Below are 26,460 nucleotides of genomic sequence, written 5' to 3' on the forward strand. Positions count from 1 at the left end.
CATTCGTATGATCTTCCCGGATGACGTTCACCACCTGACTATCGTTATATTAAGATTTATCTTTCCCCTTTTCCAATAGCTGCACAAGCCAGTAACCTCCAAACAACAATGCTCCTACTGCAAAAATAACGGTATACACCGTATATAACGTTGTCAGTTCAAACAAACTATTGTACCGATTAAGCAAGGTCCCCCACAAGCATAGCAGAAAATTGCTACCATTTTGCTGATGAAAGCGATGCTTGTAGATCCGTTGAATCAAAACAGCCAGGAATCCTATCAACAAAACGTGATTCAGCAAAATACTCCACATTTCCATAAGCCCCCTTTTTCACTATAGCGCAATCAGCTTTGAAAAGTCAGGACATGTACAAACCTTACGAACAAAAAAACAACCGGCTTATACGCCAGTTGTTTCCCGTTCCACAAAATACTTATTGGTCATATAATGGGCCTTGCCTCTGGAAGTATCCACCATTCCCTTTTTGTTGTCGAGAAAAACAATCTCCCGGCATTTGGTGCAGTACCACTTGGTCCGCTTAAAGGGAGATTCTGTTACATACGATGTACCACATTTGCAATCTACTTTAATTAAGGTTTCTGTTGATTTGTAAGCCTGGGACAACTCTTTTAGGCCAGTGTCCGGCTGTTGAATCGGGATAATAACCTCCTGATAGCTTGAATACTGATTATGAACTTTAAAATCAGCCACCAGTTCCGCATGCAGTCCAAAGTACTCTTTGCCGATCTCGGTTACAAATTTTTTGCCAATTCTGTAACACTCAAGCCATTCCTGTATCTGTTGATTAGACAAAGGCACTGTGCCCTTGATACCACTATTTAATGTGTAAGTCATGATGTATAAAGTATCATCTTGTCTATGTCCGTACATGAGAAGCCTCCTTATAATACACTTGATAATGTACTACAAAGCGCAAAAAACATCAATTTTATTATTTGGCAAAAGACTTAATATATCTCGGTAAGCACATAAGAGGTGTGAGTGTATGGTTAGAAAGCAACTGACAATCTGTCAGTTGCTTTGTCTTTCCACATAGTATTTGTTGGTCATGTACCACGCCTTGCCTTTATCCGTATCCACCATGCCCTTTTTACGATCTAGGAACACAATGTTATTACACTCCTTGCATGACCACTTGGTTCTTTTATGCGGTGACTCTTCTATATAGGAAGCACCACATTTACATTCTACCTGAATTAATGTTTTATACTGGCTGTACGCCTCTACCAGTGGGTCCAGCTCTACAGCTTTGCGTTCCATTACAGGCTGTATTATGGATATGTGTTCTCTCTGCTCCGAGTATTCATTATGTACCTTGAAATCTGCTACCAACTCAGGGTTTAAACCAAAATACTGTTTCCCCACAACCGTTACAAACTTGCTGCCAATTCGATATGCTTTGATCCATTCCTGCACCTGCTTACTGGTTAGGTCGACAGTTCCCTTTATACCGCTGTTCAGCGTATAAGTCATCAAGTGTTGGTTGGGTGTCATATGTCTTAACGTTCACCTCCGATCAAGAATATACCACAGGTAGCTCTAGGCAAAAGCTACTTCCTACTACCTGAAGCAATGAGCTTTTTCTGCCTTGTGATTCTTCTTCAACACCTATATATAAAAGTATAGCTCAAAACCTGATCCATCTTCCATCCTGTCGTCATGCTGAATACTGCTTTGTAGGGATTTATATTCTTAGACTATCACCAGATGCATTTCTATCTTAGTATAACTTTGTGGTACAGTCTTATGTTTTGGTCACTCCTGTTAGTTGCACTATGGTCTCTAATGGTAGTTTCTTCCTTCTATATATAGTACATCATTTACACGCAAATTCCCACATATTTCAGCGGTTATTCTGTAAAACAAAAGCCTTCATCCTTTTTAAAAGGGTTACGGGGCTGACCACATGGTAGAGGTTACTGCTTCCTTGCCGTCCCCCCGATTATGTTATAATAAAATAAAGCAAAAAGAGCGAGGTGAAGTCGATGAAATGGGAAGAAATTGCCGAATCACATCCGAGGCGATTTGTGTTGGTTGAGGCTATAAAAGCCAGTTCCAATAATCGCGTGCGCAATCTTGAAGACATGGCGGTTATTCAGGATTACGATAACCCGAAAGATGCTTGGAGCGGGTATAAACATTTACACAAACTGTATCCGTCACGCGAACTGTATGTGTTCCATACCAGTCGATCCGATGTCGAGGTTGTAGAAGAGTTTTTCTCAGGAGTACGGCAGCGTACATGAAGATTAACCTCCATAATGGTTTGCCAATTGTTTCCTTAACTTTGAGACATCACAACCAAACTGCTCTATTACCAAACGTATTGTTCGATACAGGGTGCGCTGCAACAGTGTTTGATACGGATTTACTAGCCCAAATCGGCATTCACATTGATTTCATCAACGGGAGAGCAAAGGGGATGTACGGGGTGGGCGGCACAAGTGAAATTTGCTACGAACAGGTAATTCCTCATCTAAAACTCGGGCATATTCAATTAGATACATTTCCAATTCAACTAAGCTCTATTCAAGAGCCGTATGGATTTGATGGCATATTAGGCATTGATTTTATGCTAAAAACAAAATTAATTGTTGACTTTGATTTAATGAACATCCACTCCCCACTTTCACCTTTAAAATAATTCCAAGCAGGTGGCCACATGTCTCTTCCTTTAAATCTGATTACCATCATGCTCAGCCCGTAGAAGTATTACTTATACCCTTGGTTTCTCCTGCGGGCTGAGCCTTTGCCCAAGGGAGCGTGATGGTAATGAAACCTAATCAAAAAAATCGGTATCGAGCTTATTTTAGGCACCACAGAAAACGTGTTATTCAGCGTAAAAAACGGCTTTCAGCACACCGGGGATGGGTCGTCAAATTTGATGGTGTATTCTCCAAAGGAAAAATCCATTGTTCCTGCTGGATGTGCAGTAATAAAACAAAACGACTGGGCTATCCCAAATCAGAGCTAGCAAGAATAGATAACTGCCAGGAACAGCTTCAGGATTATCGTTTCTAAACTAAAAAACGATCAAAACAAGCGAATGTCCATTGCTATGACACTCGCTTGTTTTACGTTTACAATAGATTTCCCAGCTTCTCTCCTCAATTTGAAATATAGAATAAACTTACTAGGTTTGATCAGCTAACATACCACAAAACAAAAGCCTTCCCGACCACCCTTCACTGTCGAAGGATCATCGAGAAGACTTTGTACCCCGCAAGGAACGAGAGGTCAGATTTTTAATTCGCCAAGCCTGATTAATTCTACGACCGCCTGTGAACGACCTTTTACGTTCAATTTTTGCATCACATTGGAAATATGGTTTCGGACCGTTTTTTCGCTAATAAATAGCTGTCCGGCGATGTCACGTGTTGTTTTGTCCTGCACTAGCAGTTCAAATACTTCACGTTCACGGTGAGTTAACAAAAACTTGTTTTTGTGGTCGTTACCCTTCGTCAATTTCACCCCTCCTTGCTCGGGTTTTGTGTGGTGTAACAAGGTTAAGGGATACAGTCAACACATTTTATGTCATGTGCTCAGGTATGGTTCAATATACGGATAAAAATGGGCATAGGCACCTTACTTGCTGTTTTAATGATGGGTTGGACTTTGTGTCTAAATTATGTATTGACAGGCATATGGGCCAGCCTTATGATAAGAAAAACCGCGACTGATAATCATTATCAAAATAAAAATTCGATATAGATATCGCGCAACAGACTATGGTTCAGGGCCAGTTTGGCCAGAAAGGGTGTTCATTGATTATGAAACTACGTTATGCCGTACCGGCCGGAGTGCTGGTCTCTTCTATTCTGTTCGCAGGTTGCGGGCAAACCGGAACTGCTACTCAGCAGCCTGCCGCAACGACCAAAGATGCAGGAGCCACAACACAGACAACGACTCCTGCCGCTTCTGCTCCCAATTTTGATCAAGCGGTAGCCGCTTACCGCACCTATGCCATCGAGCAATGCGATACATTTGTGAAGAAGACAGAAGAATTCACGAACGCGGTCAAAGCTGGCGAACTGGATAAAGCCAAGGCGCTATATGCCCCTGCACGTATGTACTATGAACGGATTGAACCGATTGCAGAGGCGCTGGGTGATCTTGACCCGAATATTGATGCACGTGACGGTGATGTGGATGCAGCGGATTGGCGCGGCTTTCACCGTATTGAAAAAACATTATGGGAAGAAAACACAACCAAAGGAATGGACGAGTTTTCCGACCGACTGCTGAGTGATGCCAAGCTGCTGCGTGCCAAAGTAGAAACAGTTAATATTGACGCCAGCCTGATGGTAACGGGTGCAGTCGAGTTGTTGAATGAAGTATCTACCTCGAAGGTGACGGGTGAAGAGGAGCGATATTCTCATACGGATTTGTACGATTTTGCTGCCAATGTAGAAGGCGCGCAAAAGATATATGACATTTTGAAAACAGATCTGAACCAAAAAGATGCGGCATTGGAAAAACAAATCGGTGAGCGCTTTGCGGCCTTACAGCAGGAGTTGGCTCCTTTTAAAGACGGAGAAGGCTATGTATCGTATACAAAACTGAAACCGGAAGAAGTTAAAAAGCTGAGCCAAAACCTCGATGCCTTGGCAGAACCGTTGTCCCAAATGGGGAAATTGTTAGGAGTGTAATGATATGAAAGGCTTTAAGCGGCAAAAAGGGCAAGAAAAGCCGCAGTATGCGGAATCCCATAATGAACAGGCTGATCTGGTAAAAAAGGATGCGAAGCTAGTGGAAGATGAGTCGTCAGGAAAAAGCAAATCCGTATCACGCCGAGACCTATTGAAGCTGGCCGGGGTAGGTGGACTAGGCCTCCTGCTTGGCGGCGGGGGCGTGGGAGCCGTGCTGTCAGCCGGTCAACGCCTCGAAAGCATGATGACGGATGCGGATACCAAAGATGTAATCCCTTTTTACGGTAAGCATCAGGCAGGTATTGTGACTCCGGCGCAGGATTTCATCTGCTTCGCCGCTTTTGATCTAACAACCAGCGACAAGGAACAGATGCGTAGCCTCTTCAAAGCCTGGACGGAAGCAAGCGCTACAATGACTTCTGGCGTGCTCCTTGGCAACGATAATGAAAATCTCAACCTCCCTCCTTCCGATACGGGCGAGGCGGCAGGATTGTCGCCATCCCGCACGACGATCACCTTTGGTGTGGGCCCATCCTTTTTTGATGGACGATACGGCCTGGCAAGGCTTAAACCTGCCGAGTTCCGTGAGCTGCCCCGTTTTCAAGGGGATGCCCTGGAGGAGCAATGGTGCGGCGGCGATATCGGAGTGCAGGTATGTGCCAATGACTTGCAGGTAGCTTTCCATGCCCTGCGTAATTTGGCGCGTATCGCCAGAGGAACGGCGGTGCTTCGCTGGACGCAGGAAGGCTTCCAGCGAACAGCACAGGCCGATCCTGCGGGAAGCACACCACGCAATTTGCTGGGCTTCAAGGACGGTACGGGGAACCCGGACACCTCCAAGGCAGACGAGATGAATCGGCTGGTGTGGACTCAGACCAGTGACGGACCAGCATGGATGGGCGACGGCAGTTATATGGCTGTACGCCGTGTACGCATGCGGGTAGAGGTGTGGGATCGCTCAACATTGGGCGACCAGGAGGATACTTTTGGACGTCATCGCAGCAGCGGGGCCCCACTCGGCAAGGTCAAGGAGTTCGACAAGCTTGATCTGGCGGCCAAAAATCCGGAAGGCAAGCCAGTTACACCTCCCACCTCTCATGTGGCTTTGGCTCATGGGGACGGGAGCATTAATATTTTGCGGAGGTCTTATTCGTATTCAAGCGGATTGGACAAGCAAACAGGGCAGCTGGATGCCGGGCTGCTGTTCATCAGCTACCAGCGTGATCTGTTCAAGCAGTTCGTTCATATTCAGGAGAAGCTTGCACGCAATGACAAGCTGAACGAATACATTGTACACAAAGGCAGTGCGGTGTTCGCCTGCTTCCCGGGTGTATCGCAAGGCGGCTACATCGGGGATACGTTATTTTAGCAGCAGGCAAGGAAGGGGATTTATATGAATCGGCGCAATAAAAGCTTGGGATGGGTGTTTGTGCTGGTGGCGGCTCTGCTGCTGACCGTCACTCCGTTCATGTCCGGCTCCGGGTCGGTCGCTTTTGCACAAACGGATGCCAAAGCTGTCACCAATGATCAGCTAATGCCTGTGGTGGGCGGAGCGCTGGTGGAGGCGGGACAAGCTCAATGGACGGAAGCCTCCAAGGATCTGAAAGAATTCCGCACGCTGTGGGAGGCCGCCAAAACGAATGGCGGAGATTCAGCTCACATCGCGGCTGTAGATCAAGCACTCACCGATGCGGAGCAGACACTCGCCAGTGGCGGCGGGGAACCAGCGAAAGCTGCCTTATCCGTGCTGGCGCGCTCGGTCAATGAGTACGTCACTGCGGCCGAAGGGGACAAACCAGCCCCGGCTGGAGCCAAAGCAGCGGAAAAATTGCTTCCTATGGCGAAGGGCAGTCTGGCCGCCATGCAAAAAGGCGATTGGGCTGCTGCCCGGGTGGATTACGATCGAATCGTCAAAGCCTGGTATCAGGTAGAAACACCGATCCGTTTGGACAATTTTCCGGTATACAGTTCGCTCGAAACTAAAATCAGTCTCATTCGCATCTCCATGCAAGCTGAGCCCATTCGCCAAGAACAGGCTCTTAAGGAAATGCAGGAATTAACGACTCTGCTGTCTGATTATAGTCAGGGCAAGTCTGTGAACACAGGCCAAGGAACAGATGCAGGCAATACGGCTACGGGAACGGCAAATGGTTCGGTAGCTTCTCTGACCGATGCAGTCACTTTGCTCGAATCCGCACGCCAAGATGCTGTAGCTAATCAATCAGAGCAAGCGGCTGATAAGGTAGTGCAGTTTATCGCTCTGTGGCCTTCCGTCGAAGGACATGTACAAATTTCCGATCCGACGTCTTACACTGCGATTGAAAATGAAATGACCGAAACTTCCGGATATCTGCTGTCTTCTCCACCGAATACGGACAAAGCCATTCAGACTCTTGATCAGATGCTGAACAGGCTCCGTCCGTTGACGGAAGAACGTTCTTACACTGCGTGGGATGCCGCGCTGATTTTGCTGCGTGAGGGCCTGGAGGCCATCCTCGTGCTCGCAGCTCTGCTGGCGTATGCCAAAAAAAGCGGCGAAGCCGTGGCTGGACGTTGGATATGGGCAGGAGCCGGAACGGGGCTGGTGCTGAGCGGAATTCTGGCAGTGCTGTTCACCACACTGGTGGCAGCTGCCGCATCAGGCAGCATGCGTGAGCTGCTGGAAGGTGTCACCGGGCTGGTGGCGGTCGTGCTGATGCTGACCGTGGGTAGCTGGTTGCATAGCAAATCCAACGCTGCCGCATGGAACCGCTTTGTGGAAAACAGCGTGGGCAACGCGCTGGCACGAGGAAGCCTGTGGTCGTTATTTGCGGTTTCTGCGCTCGCAATTCTGCGTGAAGGAGCCGAGACAGCTATCTTTTATGTCGGTATGGCTCCAGCCATCGAAACCTCACAATTGCTGATCGGCATTGGCTCAGCGACGATTATTCTGGTCATTCTGGCGTTTGCGATCATTAAATTCAGTGTACGATTGCCAATTCGCGCCTTTTTCCTGACTGCCACTGTACTGATTTACTATCTCGTATTCCGATTCCTGGGCGAAAGTATTCATTCGCTTCAGGTGGCTGGTAAGCTTCCGGGGCACACTGCCTCCTCGCTTCCGTCCATTAGCTGGCTGGGAATGTATCCAACTTGGGAAACATTTGTCCCACAAATCGCTGTACTGATCTTTATGGTATGGCAGCTTGTGCGTCAGGAAATGCGCAGCTCCAAGCAACAATAAGTCGATGCTACCCTACTCATCATGTAAAAAACGCCAAATCACAGGTCCGATTTATATCGGTTCCCATGAGTTTGGCGTTTTTTTACATACTTACTGCACATCCTCAGGCAACGGAATCATGCGCTGATGATGCAGCAGGTCTGTGCGGTCACCGTGTTCACGAATGACATGCACCTCCCCACGAAAATCGAGCAGCTCCGTCGGGGTAGCATGTCCTAAAAATTGTAGTGGACTATAGCTCAATCCATAGGCACCTGCATTCGGAAAGGCAATATAATCGCCCTCGTGAATCGGAGGAAGCTGCGCTTTTTTCACAATACAATCCTCGGGTGTACAAAGCGGACCGACAATGCTTACCGTCTCAAGCTCCATGGATGCCTCTTCCAGAGGCCCTCCTATTCGGTTTGCAACCTCTTCTAATGATTGTTCGACAGCCACAGCCGTTTGAGCAGAAGCGTCTCTCTGCCCCATCCATAGGGTTGCTTCCACTTCTCGTTCTTTGGGCTCTTTCAATTCTCCCGCTTGCCTGCGCATAATTCGCACCGGGTAGTTGTCCCTAATGCGGCGTCCTCGAAAAGTAGCTGCGGCGTAGTGATTCATGCCACCATCAGCCACGACAAACTTCTCCCCCTTGGATTCTTTTGTATACAATGCTCGGCAGACATACATGCCCGATTGAGCGACCAGATACCTACCGCTTTCGATGATTAGCTTAACCCCGGGCATGCGGGTTCGGGTCTGCTCCGCGAGTGCATTCAGTCCGTCAATGACGTGATCCATATCGAGCGGTTGCTCATGAGCAAAATAAGGTACACCAAACCCGCCGCCCAAATTGACCGTATGCATTGCCACACCATACTGAGCCTGTACCCGTTCTGCCAACTGCAGCGTATTCGCAAATGAAGCTAAAATCTGATCCGATTTCAACATTTGCGTACCTGTATATACCTGAATACCTTGAAAATTGACGTGCGGGCAATCTTCCAGCACCTTAAAAAAGTGATCCAGCTGCCCTTCATCCACTCCAAAGGGGCGCGGAACACCGCCCATTTTAATCGTTGCTCCAGACAAGTCGTTATCGGGATTGATGCGAACCGCTGCCCTGACAAGCTGGCCCGCTTGGGCAGCAATGTCCTCCAGCAGACGCAGCTCCCTCACCGATTCGACATGAATACAGCCGATTCCACAGGCTACCGCCTCGTTCAGCTCGGCTACTGTTTTTCCCGGTCCGGCGTACAGCACGTCTTCCGCAGCATACCCGGCCTCCATAGCGACGAACATTTCTCCAGCCGAAGCAATCTCAACACCACAACCTAACGAGCGCAGCAACCCAGCCAAGGCTACGTTACCATTAGCCTTGAGCGCATAATGTACACGCACGGCCGGGTGCAATCGGGATAGTAACGAGCTGACATGGGCATGCAGCGCATCCCCGTCATAATAGTAAAATGGCGTCGGATGCTCGCCGAAACGCTCCAGTAAGGCTTCGTCCTTTTTATCCATCTACTGAATTCCCCTCTTCTCTTTGCCTTGATACTCAGTATTTTGCATCATTCGCTCCCCACCGCTCGAAAACACAATCATACTCATACTGCATAGATCGTCTCGCCCGAGCGTGCTGCTTCATGAATGGCTGCCAGCAGTCTGACGCGTTCAGCAGCCTCGCGAAATGGAATGGGCTCCGCTTCTCCCCGGATGATGCTGCAAAAGGTATTCAACTGATTGACATAATAGTTCATAGGCTCGAAAACCGTTTTGGTATGCGAGGATGTCTGTGATAACACAGGCAGTGCGTCCGCATCCGTTATATTCGGCATGATATCCTTCTTTATTTCCGTCTTGAGTGTCATTTTATAAAAACCTAAATTTGCCCGAAAGCAGTCCTTTAAAGTGACTACTGCCGAATCAAAGGTCAGTACATGAGCACAGTGATAAGGGCGCTCAAATGAAAAGAGGGCAGATGCCTTCAATCCGCTCGGATAACGGGCTTGCGCACGAAATGTCCAGTCACAACCATGAGGACCATCAAAATCCGATTGACTGTGGAATTCAGCCTGCTCCAATCCAACGACGGCTTGAAGCAGCTGTAGCCAGTACACGCCCAGATCCCAAAAGCATCCCCCACCCTGCTCAGGACGAGATCTGTAATTGTCCGCATGTCCTTCTTTTGCCGGAATGCATAGACTCGTCTCTATGGAGCATAAGCGACCATAACGCCCCGATTCTACGATCCTCCGCAGCTCATGCTGCCAAGGATGGTGCTGCACCATGACTCCCTCCAGCAGGTAAGCGCTGCTCTGCTCGACTGTGGCTGCCAAGGGAGCCAGATCAGCCGTATTCAGACATAACGGTTTTTCCACCAGCACATGCTTATGAGCCCGTAGTGCTTTGCCAATCCACTCGGCATGCAAGTCGTTGCTGAGCGCAATATATACAGCGTCGATCTCCGGGTCCTTTAGCATATCCTCAGCATGCCGATAAATGACACTGACGCCAAAACGATCTGCCATTTCTCCTGCCTTGGCAACCGTGCGGTTCGCAAGCGCGGTCACGCGTGCCCCTGCTACATGTCGGATCGGTTCTAGCAAGGCACGCGGAGCAATAGCAGAACAGCCAATGATCCCAAAGCGAATATCTCGCATCGCAGGTTCTTGCGCAGCCGCGGCAGCGTTCATGACCCCTGCTCCATTCCCAGTGAGCTTGCTGACATTTGGATGCTATTCACATAGGACTCTATATAACGCGGCGTTCGACTGCGCAGCTCTACGATCCTGCGATGCATATCCTCCAGTATCTGAGCACTGCCGTCATAGGTTTGTATCCACGTATCGTACCGCATACCCAGTCCAAGCCGTTCCCATAGATCCGCATTATGCTTCTCATGCACACCAAATGGCTCCAGCATAATGAGCGGAGTAGCTGTAGCGAACGAATCGGTTAGGCTGCCACCACCGGGCTTGCTGACAATGGCCTGGACACGACATGCTTGGTCCAGCATGCTATGGTAATCCGGTCCAACCTGATACACTGTCTTCTCGCCTCTTTTCACCTCTCCGAAAGGTGGAAATGTATGCTCTCCGGCTTCATTTCGCTGCCATGTCCTCCACTGCGGGTCCATCTGAAAATAGCGTATACTGTCCCGCTGTTCATCCGGTTGATCCTGATCATACAACAGCAGGTCCAGCTCCCAGCCCGCTTCTTCCAACCGTCCAACCTTGTCACGGTAGGTGCCCATGCCCCAGCCGCCGCCATGTACGAATAAGCGGGATTGCCGTGCTTCAAACGGTACATACTCCACGGCCGGCACATCAATATAGTGGCTGACTCTATTGTTATCATTTTCAAAAAAGGTCGTTTCTCCACAGCCATCCGCAAAACGTGGGTTATGCTTGGCTAGATTTTTCCAGGAAGGAGAAGGTGTCGAATCCATATACACAATGTCCACATGCACCGACTTCGGTTCTCTGCGCTTGCGATACTCCTCCAGTACATACATCCAATGACCGGATAAGCATATAAAATACCGCCGATCTTCCTCTATCCATTGGTTCAGCAGTACTTCCATCGCTGCGAGATCCAGTGAATTACGCATATCCTGCGGAACCTTTTGTGACATTAAGGCCACCGCAAAATTGTCATGGTAAGCTTTGCGGCTTTTGTCGACCTTGAGACGGGCCGATTCTGGCAGCACATTTTCAAATACATGAATCGCCGTATCCACGCCCAGCCTGCGAAGACCCGCTTGCAACAACAAGCCAGGGGTATAAAAGCCCAATCCGAAACCGGAACACAAAATCGTTACCTTCATAAGCTTATCCATATTCTTACGCATGCTCATACGCCTCCCGTTTAATTCAGCACTGTAAAATGATGCTCTGCCAAAAAACGCTCCAGCTTTGTAGTCAATCGCATTTTTTCCTCATCGCTCGCAGCAACCAGTTCCAAATAAAGACGACCCTTGCCTCGTGCCCGTTCGCTTCCAGCGGTTTCTTTTTTACCATTCAAGTCCGGCTTACCCAAGCCGTTCCCTTCTGATCCGCCATCGCTGGCCCCAATCCCGCTCACACGAACCTGCTTGGCAGATGATCTGCCTCCGCGCCCAGTTGCATTTCTGCTTGGCGTGCTTGTTTGGCCCACAATCTTGTTCTCGCCATCTCGTCCACCTGTGTTCACATATAACGTATTGGCACCCAGAGGCATGACGCCTTCTTCACGTTCACCTGTGAACAACAATCCTTCACCTTTCAGCCCTTCCAGCAGTTCTTCATAGGATAGACTGCCATCATGGGACAGCGAATAATTCGTCAGCGTGCCACGCATATTTTTCCTGGCCAGAAAGGTATCGAGCTGATGCTTGATCAAACTCATCGACTTTCTAGCATTAATTTCGATAATTGGCTCCAGCTTCCCACCACGAAGTGTCATGGAATCAATGCAAACATCGCCATAATAACCGTCTTGATACAATTGCTGCCCCACATCCTGCATCAAGCTAAAATAGCCCTCGCGCTCCAGCCGCTCCAAAAATGCCCCGTCCGGCGACAAGGATTCCCGATAGGAGAATTGAGTGTTAGCCAGCCATTGTACAGATAAGATATCGACACTCCCATCATCACCAATCGTAAATTGGCATGAAAAATCCTGTTCTTTCTCCAGAAAAGGCTCCAAAAGGAAAAGCACCTGTTTGCCTTTACGCTCCTGTCCACGCAAATACGATACGATCCGGTCCAGCATTTGTGTCGAGGTAATGTGCAGGTTTCCTTTGCCCGATACGCCAAAATCATCCTTGATTAAAAAGCTTCCATCCCGTAGCAGCTTACGTCCCGCCTCAGCAACATCTGCAAACGAAGTCACAATATAGCCCGGGTTGCGCAGACCAAGGCTGCGTTTCAGATCAGAGGAATACGTTTTGGCATTTACCTTGCGAATCGTTTCCAGCGGCGGCTGATGCAGTGTTATTCCCCAAGCACGTGCAGCCTCCTCCACATGCGGTAAACCCGCAAACGGGCTAAGCACACAGCCTTCCAGTTGAGGAAACCCCTCTCCGGCATCGGCCTTGCGACTGCCCAGCAGTTCAAATACTGATGCGGTCGACACGTTGCCTGCACGCTCCATGCCATCGGTCAAGTCCCGTTCGTTGACAGCCGGATGAAAGCCCAACTGCGCGATATACTGACGATGTACGGGCGAAATGGCATAACGGGTCAATAACGCATCTCCCGGCTGGCAAAAGCTGAACAGCAGTTCATCCATGGCTGCTACAATCGCAGAAGAAGCCCGGTCTGGCAGGGCTGGCAAGGAAGCTAACTGGGCATCCCGCCAGTAAACCTCCGCTTCGAACGTTCCCATATACAAATGACGCTGATTCGGTATCGCATTCATATGATTCGCTTCCTTTCCTGCTTCATTATTGGCCTACTACACGGTAGCGCTACTGGCTCGCGCTCGTATAATCACGTAGAGCAAACTGCCATATCAGGCGGATGATCGCCAGCAGCCAGAGAGGTGCGAGAAATGCCCATACCACTAACCCGGTTTCCATTTTGCCGAGAATGAACATGGGCGGAAAATTACAAATGACAAACACCGGAAGCACGAACAAACCGATACGCTGAATCAGATTACTGTACACGGCCATCGGCACATAGTTTGTCTCGAAAATGCTGTTGGACAGCTCCGTAACGCCGTTCGTGCGGATGATCCAGAAGGCTAGCAGTTGAGGGAGCAAAAATACGGAGTATGCCGTAAGCACCCCGCATCCAAGCAGCACAGAGAACCCTCCTACAGTTTCAAAATTAAACGGCAATCCGAGTCGTTGCCAGCCGACCCCTGTCATAATTCCGCCGCCAATTACATTCGGCACGGTATAGCCCAATTCAAATTGACGCAGTGTTACCATAAATTGCAGCGATACGGGTTTAGTCATGAGCACGTCCAGTGAGCCGGTACGAATTTTGTCAGGCAGGCTTGTAAAATTACTGTAGAACAATCCACTATAAAATCCGCTCATCATCGTAAACACGCCGATATATAACAATATGGCGTCAGGAGACCAGCCATTAATATCCGTCCCAGCGCGGTATGGAACCGATGCGTACAGCAGCTTGATGAGCAAATAAGCCGTTTCAACCAGAAATGCAGTTATAAAATTAATGCGGTATTCCATCTGCGACATGACAGAAAACTGGACAAACTTCCAGTACAGTCTGATGTAGCGCCTAACGTTTCGGAAAACATTTTTCATGTTAACCCCCCACCGAGACAAAGCGTTTGACCCCGGCTTGCCACACCCAGCGTGATAGGGCCGCCAGCACTACAATCCAGAGCCATTGCACGCCAATGCCTTTAGCGGCTTCCAGCACAGTCAGCTTGCCCGTCAACGCATTCACCGGAAAAAATACGGTGTAGCTGAACGGTAGCAGACTGAACAGACGGGCCAAAACATCTCCAAAAATCGTCAGCGGAAACACGGTACCGCTAGCTACGTAAATGACAAGCGACAGCGTATAAAATAGTCCCGCCGATTCCGTCACCCAAAAGGCTATGCCGCTCAGCGCATAATAGACCACAAAATTAAGCACAAGCGCTCCCGGCAACGCCAATATGTAAAGCAGGATGTACGATAGCCCGAAGCTGATTTGTCCTTCCAGGCTAAGACATAACAGCAAAATAGCAGCCGCCAGCAGCACGACCGCAGACTGTATGACTTTGCCTCCGATAAACCGGCAAAAACGGTAAGCAAAATAATGCACAGGCTGTACCATGAATTTTGCCAGTCCACCTTCCTTGATATCTGTAGCAATTTCGTATTCAAAGCCCGTAGCAATCAGTTTTCCAGTTACTCCCGCCATGACCACATACACCAGCATTTCTGGCAGAGAATAGCCCAGCACTCTTGCTTGTCCCGAAGAACCGAATACAGCTAGCCAGAGAAAAATTTGCGTCATGATCGGCAACATAAATCCCGCCATTTGGAGCCAATAATTAGCCCGATACTCCATTTCGTTTTGCATACCAAGCTGGAGTACCTTCACATATTTGTTATTTCGCATCGGCCAGCCTGCCCCCATCGTACAAATTGGCTATCCCCTCTTCCAGCGGGACGTCCTCAATCGTAAAATCAACGACAGGCAGTGCGTCCAAAATCTTTTTGGACCAAGCCAAGGTATCTTCTGCATCCAGCTCAAATACCGCCTCCAGCTCCGAGTTGGAGCGAAGTTTGCCGAGGCTCGCCAACGTTAGGCTGGATACGGGGGTCTCCAGTCGAACCTTGAGTAATTTACGGGCACCGATGACCTCATTCACCTTGTGTAAGTCTCCGTCATAGACCAATCTGCCCCCGCTGATAATGATGGATCTACTGCACAAATCCTCAATATCCTTCATGTAATGGCTTGTCAGCAGGATGGTCGTCCGGTGCGTGCGGTTATAGGCTTTGAAAAACTCTCGAATCCGCCGCTGAGAAACAAGGTCCAGTCCGATGGTCGGCTCATCCAGCAAAATGACCCGTGGACGATGCAGCAGCGCGGCGATCAGTTCCATTTTCATACGCTCGCCGAGAGACAGCCGCCGAACCTGCACATGAAGCTGCTCCTCCACCCCAAGTAGGGTGACCAGTTCTTCTAGTGCCTCTTTATAACGGTTTTCATCGATTTCATAGATAAGCTTGTTCAGCTCGAATGACTCGCTTGCAGGCAAATCCCACCAGAGCTGGTTTTTCTGTCCCATTACAATGGAAAACTGACGTTTAAACTCTTTTTGTCGTTTCCACGGGGTAAAGCCGAGTACCGATGCCTCCCCGTCCGTGGGATGGAGAATGCCAGACAGCATTTTGAGCGTCGTTGTTTTGCCCGCCCCGTTTGGACCGAGAAATCCGACAATTTCGCCTTCCTCAATGCTAAAGCTGACATTTTGCACAGCCTCTTTGGTCAGCTGCTCACGCCTGAACAAGTTTTGTAACGATTTGCGCACGCCCGGCTCCTTTTTGTAGTACGTAAATGTTTTCGACAATTGCTTTAATGTAATGGACGGCAATCAATTCCCCTCCTCTTTCCTCTGTGCAGGACACCTGATGAACGTTTCTTATGCGGCCGAATGCTTGGACTACTCGGCTGCTTTCTCTGCTAAAATCATCAGTTCCTCCAGCATATGCCGCTGTCTTTCAATTAAGTGCAAAGCTCGTTCCGTAATTTCAGGCATCCGATGCTTGCGCAGTTGAAGCCCTGTTTTGTAAATATGCAGATTAAGCTTGTGCCAATCCGCGTACAGCGCCTGTGCCAATTCAATTACATGCTGTGTTTGTGGTCCCAGCGTGGCTTGATGCAGCAGGCAATAATCAGCTGTATAATCCGTCAAATGAAGAGCACTGCCCAATCGTAGATTGTAATAGATTTCATGACAGTACGTCCGAAAATCCTGATCCTCCATGTCTGCCAACAGACGGAAGTCACCGACAAATGCCCGGTACCCCTCATCTCCCCGCTTGACCTGCTTGCCTGTCACAGCTTTCCCCGTTTGACTTTCCGACTCATTAGACGTAGGTACGCCTCTCCAGATGGCTTCGTGTCCAGTCAAATACTGTCGAATATGATGAGCACACGCAGCATGCATCTCACTTGGCGAAAGCGGGGCAGGCTGCTCCACCAGCCATGCATACTCAATAATGCCCTGCATCAGATCGTCGAGCCGGGCTGAGCCCACATAAGTCATGGCATGTCCCGAGGAATCGAGCAGGAAGCTGTCATTCACCTGTGCTGTCCGTTCTTGCAAGTCCAACCCGCACAACTCAATCACGTGGCCCCTTGGGTAATTTTTCACATATACATCGTGATAGGTTAAAGCGGTGCTCGACGTATGCAGCATGGTACCGTAGCCCGATGTGAGTACCTGCAACAGGTTGGTTTCATCGCTGACACCAGCGACCCACGGTTCCACCCGAATAACAGGTCCACCACTGGCTGCCATTTCTTGAAGCTGCTCCGGATATTTCTCAGGTCCGAAGCGCTTCAAATCTCCACCGTACTCTGCGCACATACTTCCACACAGCATGAATAGCTCGGATTCGGCCATGTTCACCCCGTACCTCCGCAATGAGGTACGCAGGGAAGAATATACACAATGTTTCCCTGGAAGAGCGTTTGCGACTTCTTCTGCACCATAGTCCACAACGGAATCATGACGAGTCTCCATATCGGATTCCTGCATCAACCTTGTCTTTTCAGCGCCCTTATGCATATTTGCCCAGCAGACGCTCGATGCCTTGCAGTGTAGATAGATGCTCCAGCACTAGATCGTCGTCCTCCATCGTAATATCAAGCTCATTTTCCAACTCTACAATTAATTCCACAGCGGATAAGGAATTCAGCCCCAAGGTTCGCAGATCCTGATCCGGAGTCAACTGTTCCAGCTCTCCCGAATCCAGCTTCAAAATCTTTTCCAGCAAGGGTACTACATGGTATACATCTGTTTTCATTTTTGATTCCCTCCAATTTATGAGCATCCTAATCCAGCAATAATACCTTCCAATTTGTGCGCATAAGCATCAGCTTCCTGCCAGCTATCTGCCAAAATAAGTGTGAAAATCCGGTTCACATAGCCCCGCTTCACAGGAATACCAGACAATGTACCCGCCGTATACACAAACACCCCTTCTGGACGTTCGGGCGTATAGAGCAAGCCCTCCTCCGCGAGCAACCCGCACAAGCGGCTGTAGGTGAGAGGTGTAGCGGTAACGTTGCGGTAATAACGGGATAATGTTTTATGCTGTTCTCCCAGGACGGATGACAGGAACGAAATATAGGTAGACAACGTAAATCTACCATTTATCTCAATGACTGGAACCAGCAAACCTTCTTCGTCGACAAAACCGTCAATAGAGGCCATTCCCGTATACCCAATGGAATAGAGATGCGTACCCAGCTGATAGGCGCAGCGTCTCACTTCTTCCTCCAGCGCATCGCCAATCTCAGCCGGCACTTGAGATCCGATATATACGGTGCCATCCACGTTTTGCCTTTTTAGCGAAAACATCGTCACACCACCGCCCTCGTCAATGCAGAGCTGGTAGTTCAGATCCATCTGCTTATTGTGCCAGCGCTCCACCAGCCAACCGCCGGAAGATGGCGACGAGCCGCCAAAACGCTTCATCACACTCAGCAGTGTGTCCAGCTTGGACAGCTCGTCCAGCATATACATGCCTTGTCCTGAGGCACCGTGCGGTTGCTTGATAATCAGCTTCACAGGTCCATCCGATAAGTCAGCCAGTCTGGCACACTCCCTGCGGATCGCCGATTCGTCTGCACATACAGCGCCTTCGCTGACGGCAAAACCAAGCTTTTGCGCGGTCAGGCGGCTGAATATTTTATCATTCACCTGAGCACTGACCGCGGATGGAGCACCGATCAGCTCTAGCCCGCAAAGCTCCGCAATCGCTTCCTCCTGCGGTGTGACCGCATAGGGGACGAGCCACGCTTTGGCTCCGCCGCTGCTGTGGCCTGCATCTGCAACCGTGCGCAGTCGTGCCAAAAGCGCCTCATCCGCCAGCACCAGCTCTGAAATCGGCGTTAGCGGATCAGAAGGCTCCGGCACCTCAATACGCGGCAGGCTAAAGCCCAACCGTTGGAGCATGTCCAGAAACGCCTCATCCGGCTGTTCCCGAAGTACAATGACATCCTGACTTCGACATAGCAGGAGATTCATTTCCTCCATCCGGTTTACGACTTGCTGTTCATCCCGGTCTACCATGCCCCCCTTGCGGGGGGATGGATGCCACACTTGCTCTGCGCCGATATTAAACAGCCAAATCAGGACTCCATGGTCCCGTTCATGCGCAAGCGCTTCCACAAGGTTAATAGTTTTAGTCGTCACGTCTTGTCATCATCCCTCTCTCTTCCATCCAGTAACAAACAACATCCATAGAAAACTAAATGTATTTCAGAGAGCCTGCCCCGTGCAGATACAATACGCTGCATTTGGAGCACACCGGAGTCAATCCTTCATGATTAATCTTTTGACGAGTTTTCTCATACGCATCCGAGTTCCATATCTCCTTCAGACTGTGCTCACGCATGCTTCCAATCGTGAACTCACTGAAAAATTTGCAAGGCATGACCTTCCCGTCTGGTAAAATATCTGTTCTGGAGGTGAGCGCCAAACAATGATTGGAACAACGGCTGACCATTTCCTCGCCATGTATAAATTTATCAATTTCCTCATAATCCAAACCGGGCTGATAGCGCACGCGAATGTTCCATACTCGCTCATTGATCCGCTGTAGTTCCTGCATCAGAGGATCGATGTTATCCGGGTTGATTTTATATTTGAAAGCATGCCAGCTACTAATATTTTTTTCTTCAAGTTGTCGGAGCCAGGAGAAATTATGTGTGAAATATTCATCCATTTTGAGGGAGGTCTCTTTGGAAATGTACCAGGGGAACGTCAGCAGCACCAGATCCAGCCTTTTGTCCTCCAGCATTTGCAGAAATTCGTACATCCGTCCGATCATGTTATCGTTAATGACCGCATGGACAGTTACCCGTCCCTTGTACAATCCCTGGTCGCGCAGTTCAATCAGCTTATCCATCTGCCGCATTGTTTTTTGAAAGGTGCCTTTACCGCGAATTAGATCGTGTTCTCTTTCAAAACCTTCAATCGCTATTAATAACTCCAGATTTTCGGACAAATCCAAAATCCGGTCCAAATATTTATCAATAAGTAATCCATTTGTACAAAAGGTCATTTCGCGCCGATCTTCCGCCAGCACGTCCAAAATTTCATCAAAACGCCGGTGAAACATCGGTTCGCCGCCCCACATGTACAGTCTGGACTTGGCTTCCTTGGTTTCGCTCAAAATCTGCCGGAGCATGTCCGGAGCAAGATCCATGTTTTGTTCTTCTTTATCCATTTGGTGATGGTAGCCTTCCTCGTTCCATTCAAAACAGTGTGTACATCTCAGGTTGCAGCGGTTGGTCAGCTTAATGCCGATCGTCTGGGGCATGTCCGTTTTGAAAGTAGGGTCCTGTGTGGCGTTACGGTAAGATACAGAAGCGTTTTTCAGGTTACGCTTGATGAGCTTGAACGCTTTCTCATCAATCAGCACATTGCTTTTGGGCTGCATGCTAACACCTCGTTTAATGGATTTTCAGGCACATGTACCAAGCTGTACGTCAGACCGTCTCCATTCCCTCCAGGTGCGGCGCTTGTTCCGCATCGCTGATCCCCTGAATGTAGCTGCAAAACGCATCTACCGAGCTCAAATGCTCTAGCTCAAAGGAATCAAAATCAATCTCCACATCAAACGCATCCTCCACTTGCAGCATGAAATGAACCAACTGCAACGAATCCAGTCCGGCATCATGAATAATGTCCGAATGTCCATCCAGCTTAGCGACCAGTTCAGGATCTTCCTTAACCGCGCTGATCATTTCAATCACTTGGCTTTGCATAGCAAACTCCTCCTTGTGAATGAGATTCTGTTCGTTCCACCCAACGATGCCCTCTGCAAAGAAAGCTCCTAGAAAAATTCCTTCACTGGAACTTTATTCAATTATACTCCTCCAATGAAGAGACAAGTCAATAGGTTGTTTTGTAAGTAAAACTCGCAATATGTAAATTAATGTATGATAACTTCTACAATTTTCGCCGGCTATTTTTTCGCAAAATCTAATAAAAATTCTCCTCACATCTCTTGCATGAGCGGCAGAATTATTTTACAATACACATGAAAATGTTTTTCCTTATATTCTTCTTGTATACGATACTTTTTTTCATACAAACATTCTACAGCCAAAGGAGCACAGCTCATGTCCCCCATTCTTCATACATTAGCCCATAGACTGGAGCAGCTTCCCGTACAGGAGCGCAAGCTGGCGGAATCCATCCTGCAATCCCCGGAAGATGTGCTGCATTTGGGTATTCGGGAGCTGTCAGAGCGTTGTGGTGTGAGCGCGGCGACCGTTACGCGGTTTTGCAAATCACTACATTTTAAAGGCTATCCCGATTTCAAAATGAAGCTGGCCGCCGAGTTGTCCCACTCCAACCGTAATGGTGAAGAATCCTATCAGGATATTGTCGCTGGAAATTCACTTTCCCGAATTGTGCAGGCTATTCAGGCGAACCATACCGCATCCATTGCGGACACGACCCGACTGCTGGATTACGACAAGCTGGAGCAGGCCATTGCATGGCTGTCAGCCACGAGCCGCATTGATCTCTATGGGATGGCGACATCGTCGATTGTGGCACAGGATTTTTACCAGAAGCTCATCCGTATTGGCAAGAACAGCACTGCCTTTGCAGATTCGCATATGCAGATTACCTCTGCCTCCTCGCTCGGAGCGGGAGATGTCGCCTTCGCCGTCTCTTATTCAGGGGAAACCCAGGAGACCATTGCGGCTCTACGTTGTGCAAAGGAGCAGGGGGCCAAGACATTATCCCTGACCTCCTTCGGAAACAATACGCTGGCAGGTCTTGCGGATATTGCGCTATTTTCCTCCTCATTGGAGGAAGGAATGCGACGTGGGGATATGGCCTCCCGCATTGCCCAGCTTCATATCATAGATATTCTGTTTACAGGTATGGTGAGCGCAGATTTTGACAAATATATTCCGAGATTGGAAGGCTCATATCAACAAGTGAGCAAGCTCAAAAAACAACCAGGGGGTCACTAAGATGAACATACGCATTTTGAACAGCCGTGAGGACCTGAACGCTACTGCCGCCGCTGTGATCGCCAGCTTGCTGCTATCCAAACCACAGGCCATGCTTGGCCTGGCCACCGGTAGTACGCCGATTGGCATTTACCAACATCTTGCAGATATGTACAGCAAGGGACAGGTCAGTTTTGCACGAGCCTATTCCGTGAATCTTGATGAGTATGTTGGTCTTCCCCCAGAACATCCGCAGAGCTATCGAAGCTTTATGAATGAGCACTTGTTCCAGCATATCGATATTCCGATATCCCATACACGTGTCCCTAACGGGAATGCACTGGATCTGGCAGCAGAATGTGCAGCGCACGAGCAGGCCATTCTGGACCATGGACCCGTGGATCTGCAATTGCTTGGCATTGGTCATAATGGTCATATCGGCTTTAACGAACCTGGTCACTGCTTGACTGGAGCCACACATGTTGTAGATTTGAAAGAAAGTACGCGCTCGGCGAATGCCCGATTTTTTGGCGATATAGATGCTGTACCCAGGCAAGCAGTTACGATGGGAGTAGGCACGATTCTTAAGGCGAAGCAAATTATACTGGTGGCTTTTGGTGCGGATAAGGCCGACATTATAAAGCAGGCTTTAACTGGACCTGTCACGACTGAGTGTCCGGCTTCTCTGCTGCAATGTCACCCCAACGTACTTATTTTACTGGATCAGAAAGCGGGAGGATGGTTCAATTGAAGTCAGATGAAATGAGTGGTAACGTACCCCAGCTACTGTATGGGCAAGTCGTCGTTGGGAATGACATCATTGAAAAAGGGGTTGTCGTCATTGAGGGGCAATCCATTGTATTCGCTGGTTCAGAAGAGCATTTACCCGCCGATTGGACAGCGGTAGTCTTGGCAAATCAGGAAGAAACCGCAGCGAAAACCGCAAACATTGTGCGTTTGGAAGGAGGATATCTGCTACCAGGCTTTATTGATATTCATGTTCACGGCGGTAACGGTGAGGACTTTATGGACTCCAGTTCAAGGGTGCTGGATACGATCACCTCCTTTCACGGTTCACAAGGAACGACGGCTATGCTGGCTACCACCATGACCGCGCCCAAGGAACAGATTGACCGGGTATTGAGTGAAGTTCACGCATACATGGCACTACCTATGCCCTATGCTCAGTTGGAGGGCGTACATCTGGAAGGGCCGTTCATCAGTCCGAACTGGCCTGGAGCGCAAAACCCAGAACATATCGTGCCACCGAATCTCTCATGGGTGGCAGAATGGGAGCAGCGCTATCCAGGCCTTGTTCGCCAGCTCACGCTTGCGCCCGAACGGGAAGGAGCGCTGGAACTGATTGCATGGCTGCGTAGCCATGGCATTACCGCGGCTCTCGGTCATACGGATGCTACGTATGAAGAGGTTGAACAGGCAGCGACGGCGGGGCTGAATCATGCGGTGCATGCGTTTAATGCTATGACTCCGCTGCATCATCGCAAGCCGGGAGCCGCCGGAGCCGTACTCGCTGATCCGCGCATTGAAGCAGAAATCATCGCGGACGGCATTCATGTGCATCCCGCCGCCATTTCCCTGCTCGCTAGATTAAAGCAGGATCATAATCTCATTCTCATCACAGATGCCATGTCTGCTACTGGTCTGGAAGACGGTCATTATACGCTCGGCGATTTGCCGGTGATCGTGCAGGGCGGTGTAGCACGACTGGAGGATGGCGTCACTTTGGCAGGAAGCACACTAACGATGATTGAAGGCTTCCGCTACTTGGTTCAACATGTGGGTATAAGTATTCCCGCGGCATCACAAATGGCCAGCCTGAATCCGGCTCGATCCTTGCACATTGCTGATCGTACAGGTTCGCTTGAAGCAGGTAAACAAGCAGACATCCTGTTACTGGATAGAGACTTAAAGCTGCAAGGCGTATGGATTAAAGGATTGCGCAAATAATTCAGTTATAGTTATCATTCCCCAAAACTAAAGAGCTATCCACCAGCGTATTCGCTGAGATGGATAGCTCTTTCTTTGGCATTGCACACACTTATAGGGTTTGAATTAGCGATGATTCATTGGCGCGGGCGTATGATTTTGTGGGCGTGTGGGTGCTGTATTTTCCATTGGACGGTTTGTACCAGCCGCCGGGGTCGGGAATACACGTTCAATCACATCCACCATTTCATTGCTCAAGCCTCTGATCGGATGACCATTTTGCACACTGTGTGTAAAGTCAGTGGCTTGTTTAACAAAATCCGGGTTAGCCGATACATACACCTGTTCAATCGAAGGTGCAAATTGCTTAACTTTATTCGCGATTCGGCTCTTGACTGCATCACTTGGTTCATATGCAGTTCTTGCTCCCTCGATGGTGGTGTTTCCGGTATTTGCGCGATTGTTGTCCGTCAAGCCACGCAACATACCGTACGAGCCTGTACCCATCGTACCGAATAAACCGTCATCACGACGCGCAGGTGTTCCATTCCCGGTTACTCCATTGTCTGTCATTCCAGGCGTTGTAGTATCCGTAGTACGGTTTCCTCTAGTACCATTAACGCCATTCACACTCGGTACATTCCCGTTACGTCCAATACTATTTGCACTTGGAGTACCGTCAACACTTGGAGCACCGACACCTGTTCCGTTGGCTTGGTCTTTCAAGGAAACGGCTACATAGGCATGTCGTTCACCGACCAGCACTGTCGCAGACTTTACATCCGGCATCTCGGATATACGTTTGGACAAATTGCGATCGACTTGCAGATTACGGACTGGATGTCCGGTTCGGTTGGCATTTTCATTCAATGCCATCCCATCCATACCATTGGACTTAACCCCATAACGATTCACACCATCCATACCATAACGGTTCACACCATCCATATGATGTGTGCTTTGCGCGTTATAGCGTGTACTGTTCGTACGAACGTTATGATCGGCATTTCCGCACCCGGTCAAAGCAGCCATACTGGCGAGTAAAGCAGCAGAAATCGTAAAACTGATGACCTTCTTAGTTCCTGGCATGAACTCATCCTCCATACATTATAAAATGTGTGACGAGATTATCATGCGCTATGAATCATAGGGATATCCTGACTAAAAAATGACTAAAAAAATAAAATTTTAATGTAAATATGAAATACAATTGATGATTTACCACAAGATGGCATGTATAATAAGCTTGAAAAATACTTTATTTTACAAAGGAGGATTTTCAGTTTGAAAAAGATCACCGTTTTGATGCTCATTTTTTTGTTATCAGTTACTCTTGTCCCCGTTGGCGCTTTTGCAGGCTCCACTACACCCCAACCCCCAAAAGATCCCGCCGGAAGCTGGGCAGAAGGTCCACCACCTAATCGCGTTGATCCAGCCAAGCCCGCACTATTGTTCGTACATGGTTTGAACAGTAGCGCTGAAGTCTGGACCAAGAATGATAACGATATGCTTCAGCGCGCACGTGACGCCGGATACCAGACAGCCACCATTAATCTGTACGATACAAGTGGCACATCCCAAGATATGTGGGACAATGGTAAGCTTCTGGCCGACAAAATTAAGGTCATCAGCAATCACTTTGGAAAAAAGCTTATCGTCATCGCCCACAGCAAAGGTGGAGTGGATACTCAAACCGCTCTCGTATATAACGGAGCCGCTCCTTATGTACAACGTGTCATCACCCTCAGCAGTCCTCATCATGGTTCACAACTTGCAGATCTCGCCTACAGTAGCTGGGCCGGATGGCTGGCAGATATCGTCGGGTCACAAAATCCCGGTACCTCCACTTTACAAACATCTTATATGAAGTATTTCCGAACCAAGACCGATTCACTTAGTAATGCGACTACAGTTCCATTCTTCACGTTTGCTGGTGATAACTGGTCTGGCGGCACTGCTTCCTACATACTGGGCGGACTTTACCTCTCCTCCTTTGGTAAGAATGATGGAGTGGTCACAGTCGACAACGCTAAGCTTCCCGGCGGACGTGTAGTTAAAGTCGGATCTTGGGATCATGCCAAGGTTCGCACTGGTTCTTACGTCTTCTCCCTGATCCAACCCTACCTCCAAGCGAACACTCCAGCATTGAATCAGGAAACTGAGGCACTTTCAGCATCTTCCCTGACTGCTTCTGCTTTACAATCCACCTATAGCGAGATCGATAATTCATATTTTATCCGAGGCGGCGATTATAATGGAAAAGCCTCAGAAACCCTCACTGTTGAAAATGGTGTAAAATCCATTGATCTGGACTGGATCAGCGATAAACGTGTGAGTAAACTGGAACTAACCAAGCCTGACGGTACTAGTGAAATTATTAATCTGAAAGCAGGCTATGATGACGATATTTTTGCTGGTGCCTGGCATCATAACGCCGTCATTCAAAATCCAAAACCGGGCACCTATAAACTGAACGTAACGGTTCCTGATAATGGAGCGTATCTCCTGATTGCACGTTACCAGGCTGTTCAAGTTCCTGAGCTGAAATATAATTTGAATGCAGTGGGCCCGAAGCTAAATTTGAAACCACAGGATTCCCCGAACAGCGTTACACAAGTTACCTACCAAGTTCAATATTATGGTGATCCGCAGCAAAGAGTCACTTCTACATCCAAAGGTTTGACGGTACAGCAAAAAAACGTTAACCCTACCGGACAAATTGAGCTATCCAAAGCGGACAAGCCCGGCATCTATTCTGTAACCTATGAAATTAGCGGCACCACAGAGGCTGGATATCCGTACCGCCGCACAGCTGTTCAATCCATTTATATTGATGCTGACGGCAACAAGTATGTTGACTAAATAAATCTACAACCTAAAAAGCCTGCAAACCCCCATTATAGTTGGGGCGTTTGCAGGCTTTTTTTCATTACAAAACATCTTGATAGAAATAATACTTTGTAAGGCATTCGT

General features: G+C 48.7%; 27 protein-coding genes. 10 read left to right on the top strand and 17 right to left on the bottom strand.

What is annotated here, in order from left to right:
- Positions 1 to 49 precede the first annotated feature (49 nt).
- The 3 genes from MKY24_RS20960 to MKY24_RS20970 form a co-directional block, all read right to left on the bottom strand.
- Positions 50 to 313, bottom strand: a complete 264-nt coding sequence (locus MKY24_RS20960) for a hypothetical protein (RefSeq protein ID WP_025721873.1) — start codon at positions 311 to 313, stop codon at positions 50 to 52.
- Between the two features lie 87 nt (positions 314 to 400).
- Positions 401 to 892 carry a hypothetical protein gene (locus tag MKY24_RS20965; protein ID WP_013311697.1) on the bottom strand — a complete coding sequence of 164 codons (492 nt, stop codon included), beginning with the start codon at positions 890 to 892 and terminating at the stop codon, positions 401 to 403.
- 141 nt (positions 893 to 1,033) lie between these two features.
- Positions 1,034 to 1,516, bottom strand: coding sequence for a hypothetical protein (locus tag MKY24_RS20970; protein WP_023990049.1), 483 nt, complete (start codon positions 1,514 to 1,516; stop codon positions 1,034 to 1,036).
- A 491-nt stretch (positions 1,517 to 2,007) separates the two neighbouring features.
- On the opposite strand from MKY24_RS20970, the gene MKY24_RS20975 reads away from it, so the two are divergent.
- The 3 genes from MKY24_RS20975 to MKY24_RS20985 all read left to right on the top strand — a co-directional run bounded on the left by MKY24_RS20975 (position 2,008) and on the right by MKY24_RS20985 (position 3,043).
- The gene (locus MKY24_RS20975; protein WP_068941750.1) at positions 2,008 to 2,268 is read left to right on the top strand and encodes a hypothetical protein; all 261 of its coding nucleotides are present in this window, start codon (positions 2,008 to 2,010) and stop codon (positions 2,266 to 2,268) included.
- Complete coding sequence (locus MKY24_RS20980) at positions 2,265 to 2,666, top strand: retropepsin-like aspartic protease (protein WP_068941752.1); 402 nt, start codon at positions 2,265 to 2,267, stop codon at positions 2,664 to 2,666. The genes MKY24_RS20975 and MKY24_RS20980 overlap by 4 nt, the downstream gene beginning before the upstream one ends.
- A 128-nt stretch (positions 2,667 to 2,794) precedes the next feature.
- Positions 2,795 to 3,043: a hypothetical protein gene (locus tag MKY24_RS20985; protein ID WP_075154672.1), complete on the top strand. Its 249-nt coding sequence runs from the start codon at positions 2,795 to 2,797 to the stop codon at positions 3,041 to 3,043.
- Between the two features lie 216 nt (positions 3,044 to 3,259).
- On the opposite strand, the gene MKY24_RS20990 is transcribed toward MKY24_RS20985, so the two are convergent.
- Positions 3,260 to 3,493 carry a LuxR C-terminal-related transcriptional regulator gene (locus MKY24_RS20990; protein ID WP_028541512.1) on the bottom strand — a complete coding sequence of 78 codons (234 nt, stop codon included), beginning with the start codon at positions 3,491 to 3,493 and terminating at the stop codon, positions 3,260 to 3,262.
- Between the two features lie 299 nt (positions 3,494 to 3,792).
- Here MKY24_RS20990 and efeO point away from each other — a divergent pair, with 299 nt between their 5' ends.
- From efeO to MKY24_RS21005, 3 genes are read left to right on the top strand one after another with little or no spacing between them, the layout of a single operon-like run.
- Positions 3,793 to 4,671 carry an iron uptake system protein EfeO gene (efeO, locus tag MKY24_RS20995; protein ID WP_028541511.1) on the top strand — a complete coding sequence of 293 codons (879 nt, stop codon included), beginning with the start codon at positions 3,793 to 3,795 and terminating at the stop codon, positions 4,669 to 4,671.
- Between the two features lie 4 nt (positions 4,672 to 4,675).
- Positions 4,676 to 6,040, top strand: coding sequence for an iron uptake transporter deferrochelatase/peroxidase subunit (gene efeB / locus MKY24_RS21000; protein ID WP_075154673.1), 1,365 nt, complete (start codon positions 4,676 to 4,678; stop codon positions 6,038 to 6,040).
- Between the two features lie 24 nt (positions 6,041 to 6,064).
- Positions 6,065 to 7,894, top strand: coding sequence for an FTR1 family protein (locus MKY24_RS21005; RefSeq protein ID WP_339200796.1), 1,830 nt, complete (start codon positions 6,065 to 6,067; stop codon positions 7,892 to 7,894).
- Positions 7,895 to 7,984: 90 nt separating this feature from the next.
- Here the strand turns inward: MKY24_RS21005 and MKY24_RS21010 are convergent, their stop codons facing one another.
- The 12 genes from MKY24_RS21010 to MKY24_RS21065 all read right to left on the bottom strand — a co-directional run bounded on the left by MKY24_RS21010 (position 7,985) and on the right by MKY24_RS21065 (position 20,337).
- A complete protein-coding gene (locus MKY24_RS21010; RefSeq protein WP_053326007.1) occupies positions 7,985 to 9,397 on the bottom strand; it encodes an alanine racemase in 1,413 nt (470 codons plus the stop codon).
- Between the two features lie 83 nt (positions 9,398 to 9,480).
- Complete coding sequence (locus tag MKY24_RS21015; protein ID WP_053326008.1) at positions 9,481 to 10,569, bottom strand: Gfo/Idh/MocA family oxidoreductase; 1,089 nt, start codon at positions 10,567 to 10,569, stop codon at positions 9,481 to 9,483.
- Entirely contained in the window at positions 10,566 to 11,726 is a 1,161-nt protein-coding gene (locus MKY24_RS21020) for a UDP-glucuronosyltransferase (protein WP_339200798.1), read from the bottom strand. Before MKY24_RS21020 ends, MKY24_RS21015 begins: the two co-directional genes overlap by 4 nt.
- Before the next feature lie 17 nt (positions 11,727 to 11,743).
- Positions 11,744 to 13,276 carry a hypothetical protein gene (locus tag MKY24_RS21025; protein WP_339200799.1) on the bottom strand — a complete coding sequence of 511 codons (1,533 nt, stop codon included), beginning with the start codon at positions 13,274 to 13,276 and terminating at the stop codon, positions 11,744 to 11,746.
- Positions 13,277 to 13,325: 49 nt separating this feature from the next.
- Entirely contained in the window at positions 13,326 to 14,138 is an 813-nt protein-coding gene (locus MKY24_RS21030) for an ABC-2 family transporter protein (RefSeq protein ID WP_023990058.1), read from the bottom strand.
- Between the two features lies 1 nt (position 14,139).
- The gene (locus MKY24_RS21035; RefSeq protein WP_028541504.1) at positions 14,140 to 14,946 is read right to left on the bottom strand and encodes an ABC-2 family transporter protein; all 807 of its coding nucleotides are present in this window, start codon (positions 14,944 to 14,946) and stop codon (positions 14,140 to 14,142) included.
- Positions 14,936 to 15,928: an ATP-binding cassette domain-containing protein gene (locus MKY24_RS21040; RefSeq protein ID WP_068941768.1), complete on the bottom strand. Its 993-nt coding sequence runs from the start codon at positions 15,926 to 15,928 to the stop codon at positions 14,936 to 14,938. The genes MKY24_RS21035 and MKY24_RS21040 overlap by 11 nt, the downstream gene beginning before the upstream one ends.
- Before the next feature lie 69 nt (positions 15,929 to 15,997).
- Entirely contained in the window at positions 15,998 to 17,083 is a 1,086-nt protein-coding gene (locus tag MKY24_RS21045) for a hypothetical protein (protein WP_023990060.1), read from the bottom strand.
- Between the two features lie 37 nt (positions 17,084 to 17,120).
- A complete protein-coding gene (locus MKY24_RS21050; protein WP_339200800.1) occupies positions 17,121 to 17,366 on the bottom strand; it encodes an acyl carrier protein in 246 nt (81 codons plus the stop codon).
- 17 nt (positions 17,367 to 17,383) lie between these two features.
- The gene (locus MKY24_RS21055) at positions 17,384 to 18,760 is read right to left on the bottom strand and encodes a peptide ligase PGM1-related protein (RefSeq protein ID WP_023990062.1); all 1,377 of its coding nucleotides are present in this window, start codon (positions 18,758 to 18,760) and stop codon (positions 17,384 to 17,386) included.
- A 55-nt stretch (positions 18,761 to 18,815) separates the two neighbouring features.
- Positions 18,816 to 20,009 (bottom strand): radical SAM protein, encoded by a 1,194-nt coding sequence (locus MKY24_RS21060; protein WP_023990063.1) that lies wholly within the window; start codon positions 20,007 to 20,009, stop codon positions 18,816 to 18,818.
- Positions 20,010 to 20,058: 49 nt separating this feature from the next.
- Positions 20,059 to 20,337: a phosphopantetheine-binding protein gene (locus MKY24_RS21065; protein ID WP_013311713.1), complete on the bottom strand. Its 279-nt coding sequence runs from the start codon at positions 20,335 to 20,337 to the stop codon at positions 20,059 to 20,061.
- Between the two features lie 357 nt (positions 20,338 to 20,694).
- On the opposite strand from MKY24_RS21065, the gene MKY24_RS21070 reads away from it, so the two are divergent.
- Genes MKY24_RS21070 through nagA form a run of 3 tightly spaced genes read left to right on the top strand, consistent with a single transcriptional unit; the run spans position 20,695 to position 23,508 of the window.
- Positions 20,695 to 21,561, top strand: a complete 867-nt coding sequence (locus MKY24_RS21070; RefSeq protein WP_023990065.1) for a MurR/RpiR family transcriptional regulator — start codon at positions 20,695 to 20,697, stop codon at positions 21,559 to 21,561.
- 1 nt (position 21,562) lies between these two features.
- Positions 21,563 to 22,291, top strand: a complete 729-nt coding sequence (gene nagB, locus MKY24_RS21075) for a glucosamine-6-phosphate deaminase (RefSeq protein WP_339200801.1) — start codon at positions 21,563 to 21,565, stop codon at positions 22,289 to 22,291.
- Positions 22,288 to 23,508 (top strand): N-acetylglucosamine-6-phosphate deacetylase, encoded by a 1,221-nt coding sequence (nagA, locus tag MKY24_RS21080; protein ID WP_264454624.1) that lies wholly within the window; start codon positions 22,288 to 22,290, stop codon positions 23,506 to 23,508. The genes nagB and nagA overlap by 4 nt, the downstream gene beginning before the upstream one ends.
- A 105-nt stretch (positions 23,509 to 23,613) precedes the next feature.
- On the opposite strand, the gene MKY24_RS21085 is transcribed toward nagA, so the two are convergent.
- Positions 23,614 to 24,576: a YhcN/YlaJ family sporulation lipoprotein gene (locus MKY24_RS21085; protein ID WP_028541499.1), complete on the bottom strand. Its 963-nt coding sequence runs from the start codon at positions 24,574 to 24,576 to the stop codon at positions 23,614 to 23,616.
- A 195-nt stretch (positions 24,577 to 24,771) separates the two neighbouring features.
- Here MKY24_RS21085 and MKY24_RS21090 point away from each other — a divergent pair, with 195 nt between their 5' ends.
- A complete protein-coding gene (locus tag MKY24_RS21090; protein ID WP_339200803.1) occupies positions 24,772 to 26,349 on the top strand; it encodes an alpha/beta hydrolase in 1,578 nt (525 codons plus the stop codon).
- Positions 26,350 to 26,460 lie beyond the last annotated feature (111 nt).

It is taken from the genome of Paenibacillus sp. FSL P2-0322, from assembly GCF_037975315.1.
Taxonomy (GTDB): domain Bacteria; phylum Bacillota; class Bacilli; order Paenibacillales; family Paenibacillaceae; genus Paenibacillus; species Paenibacillus polymyxa_B.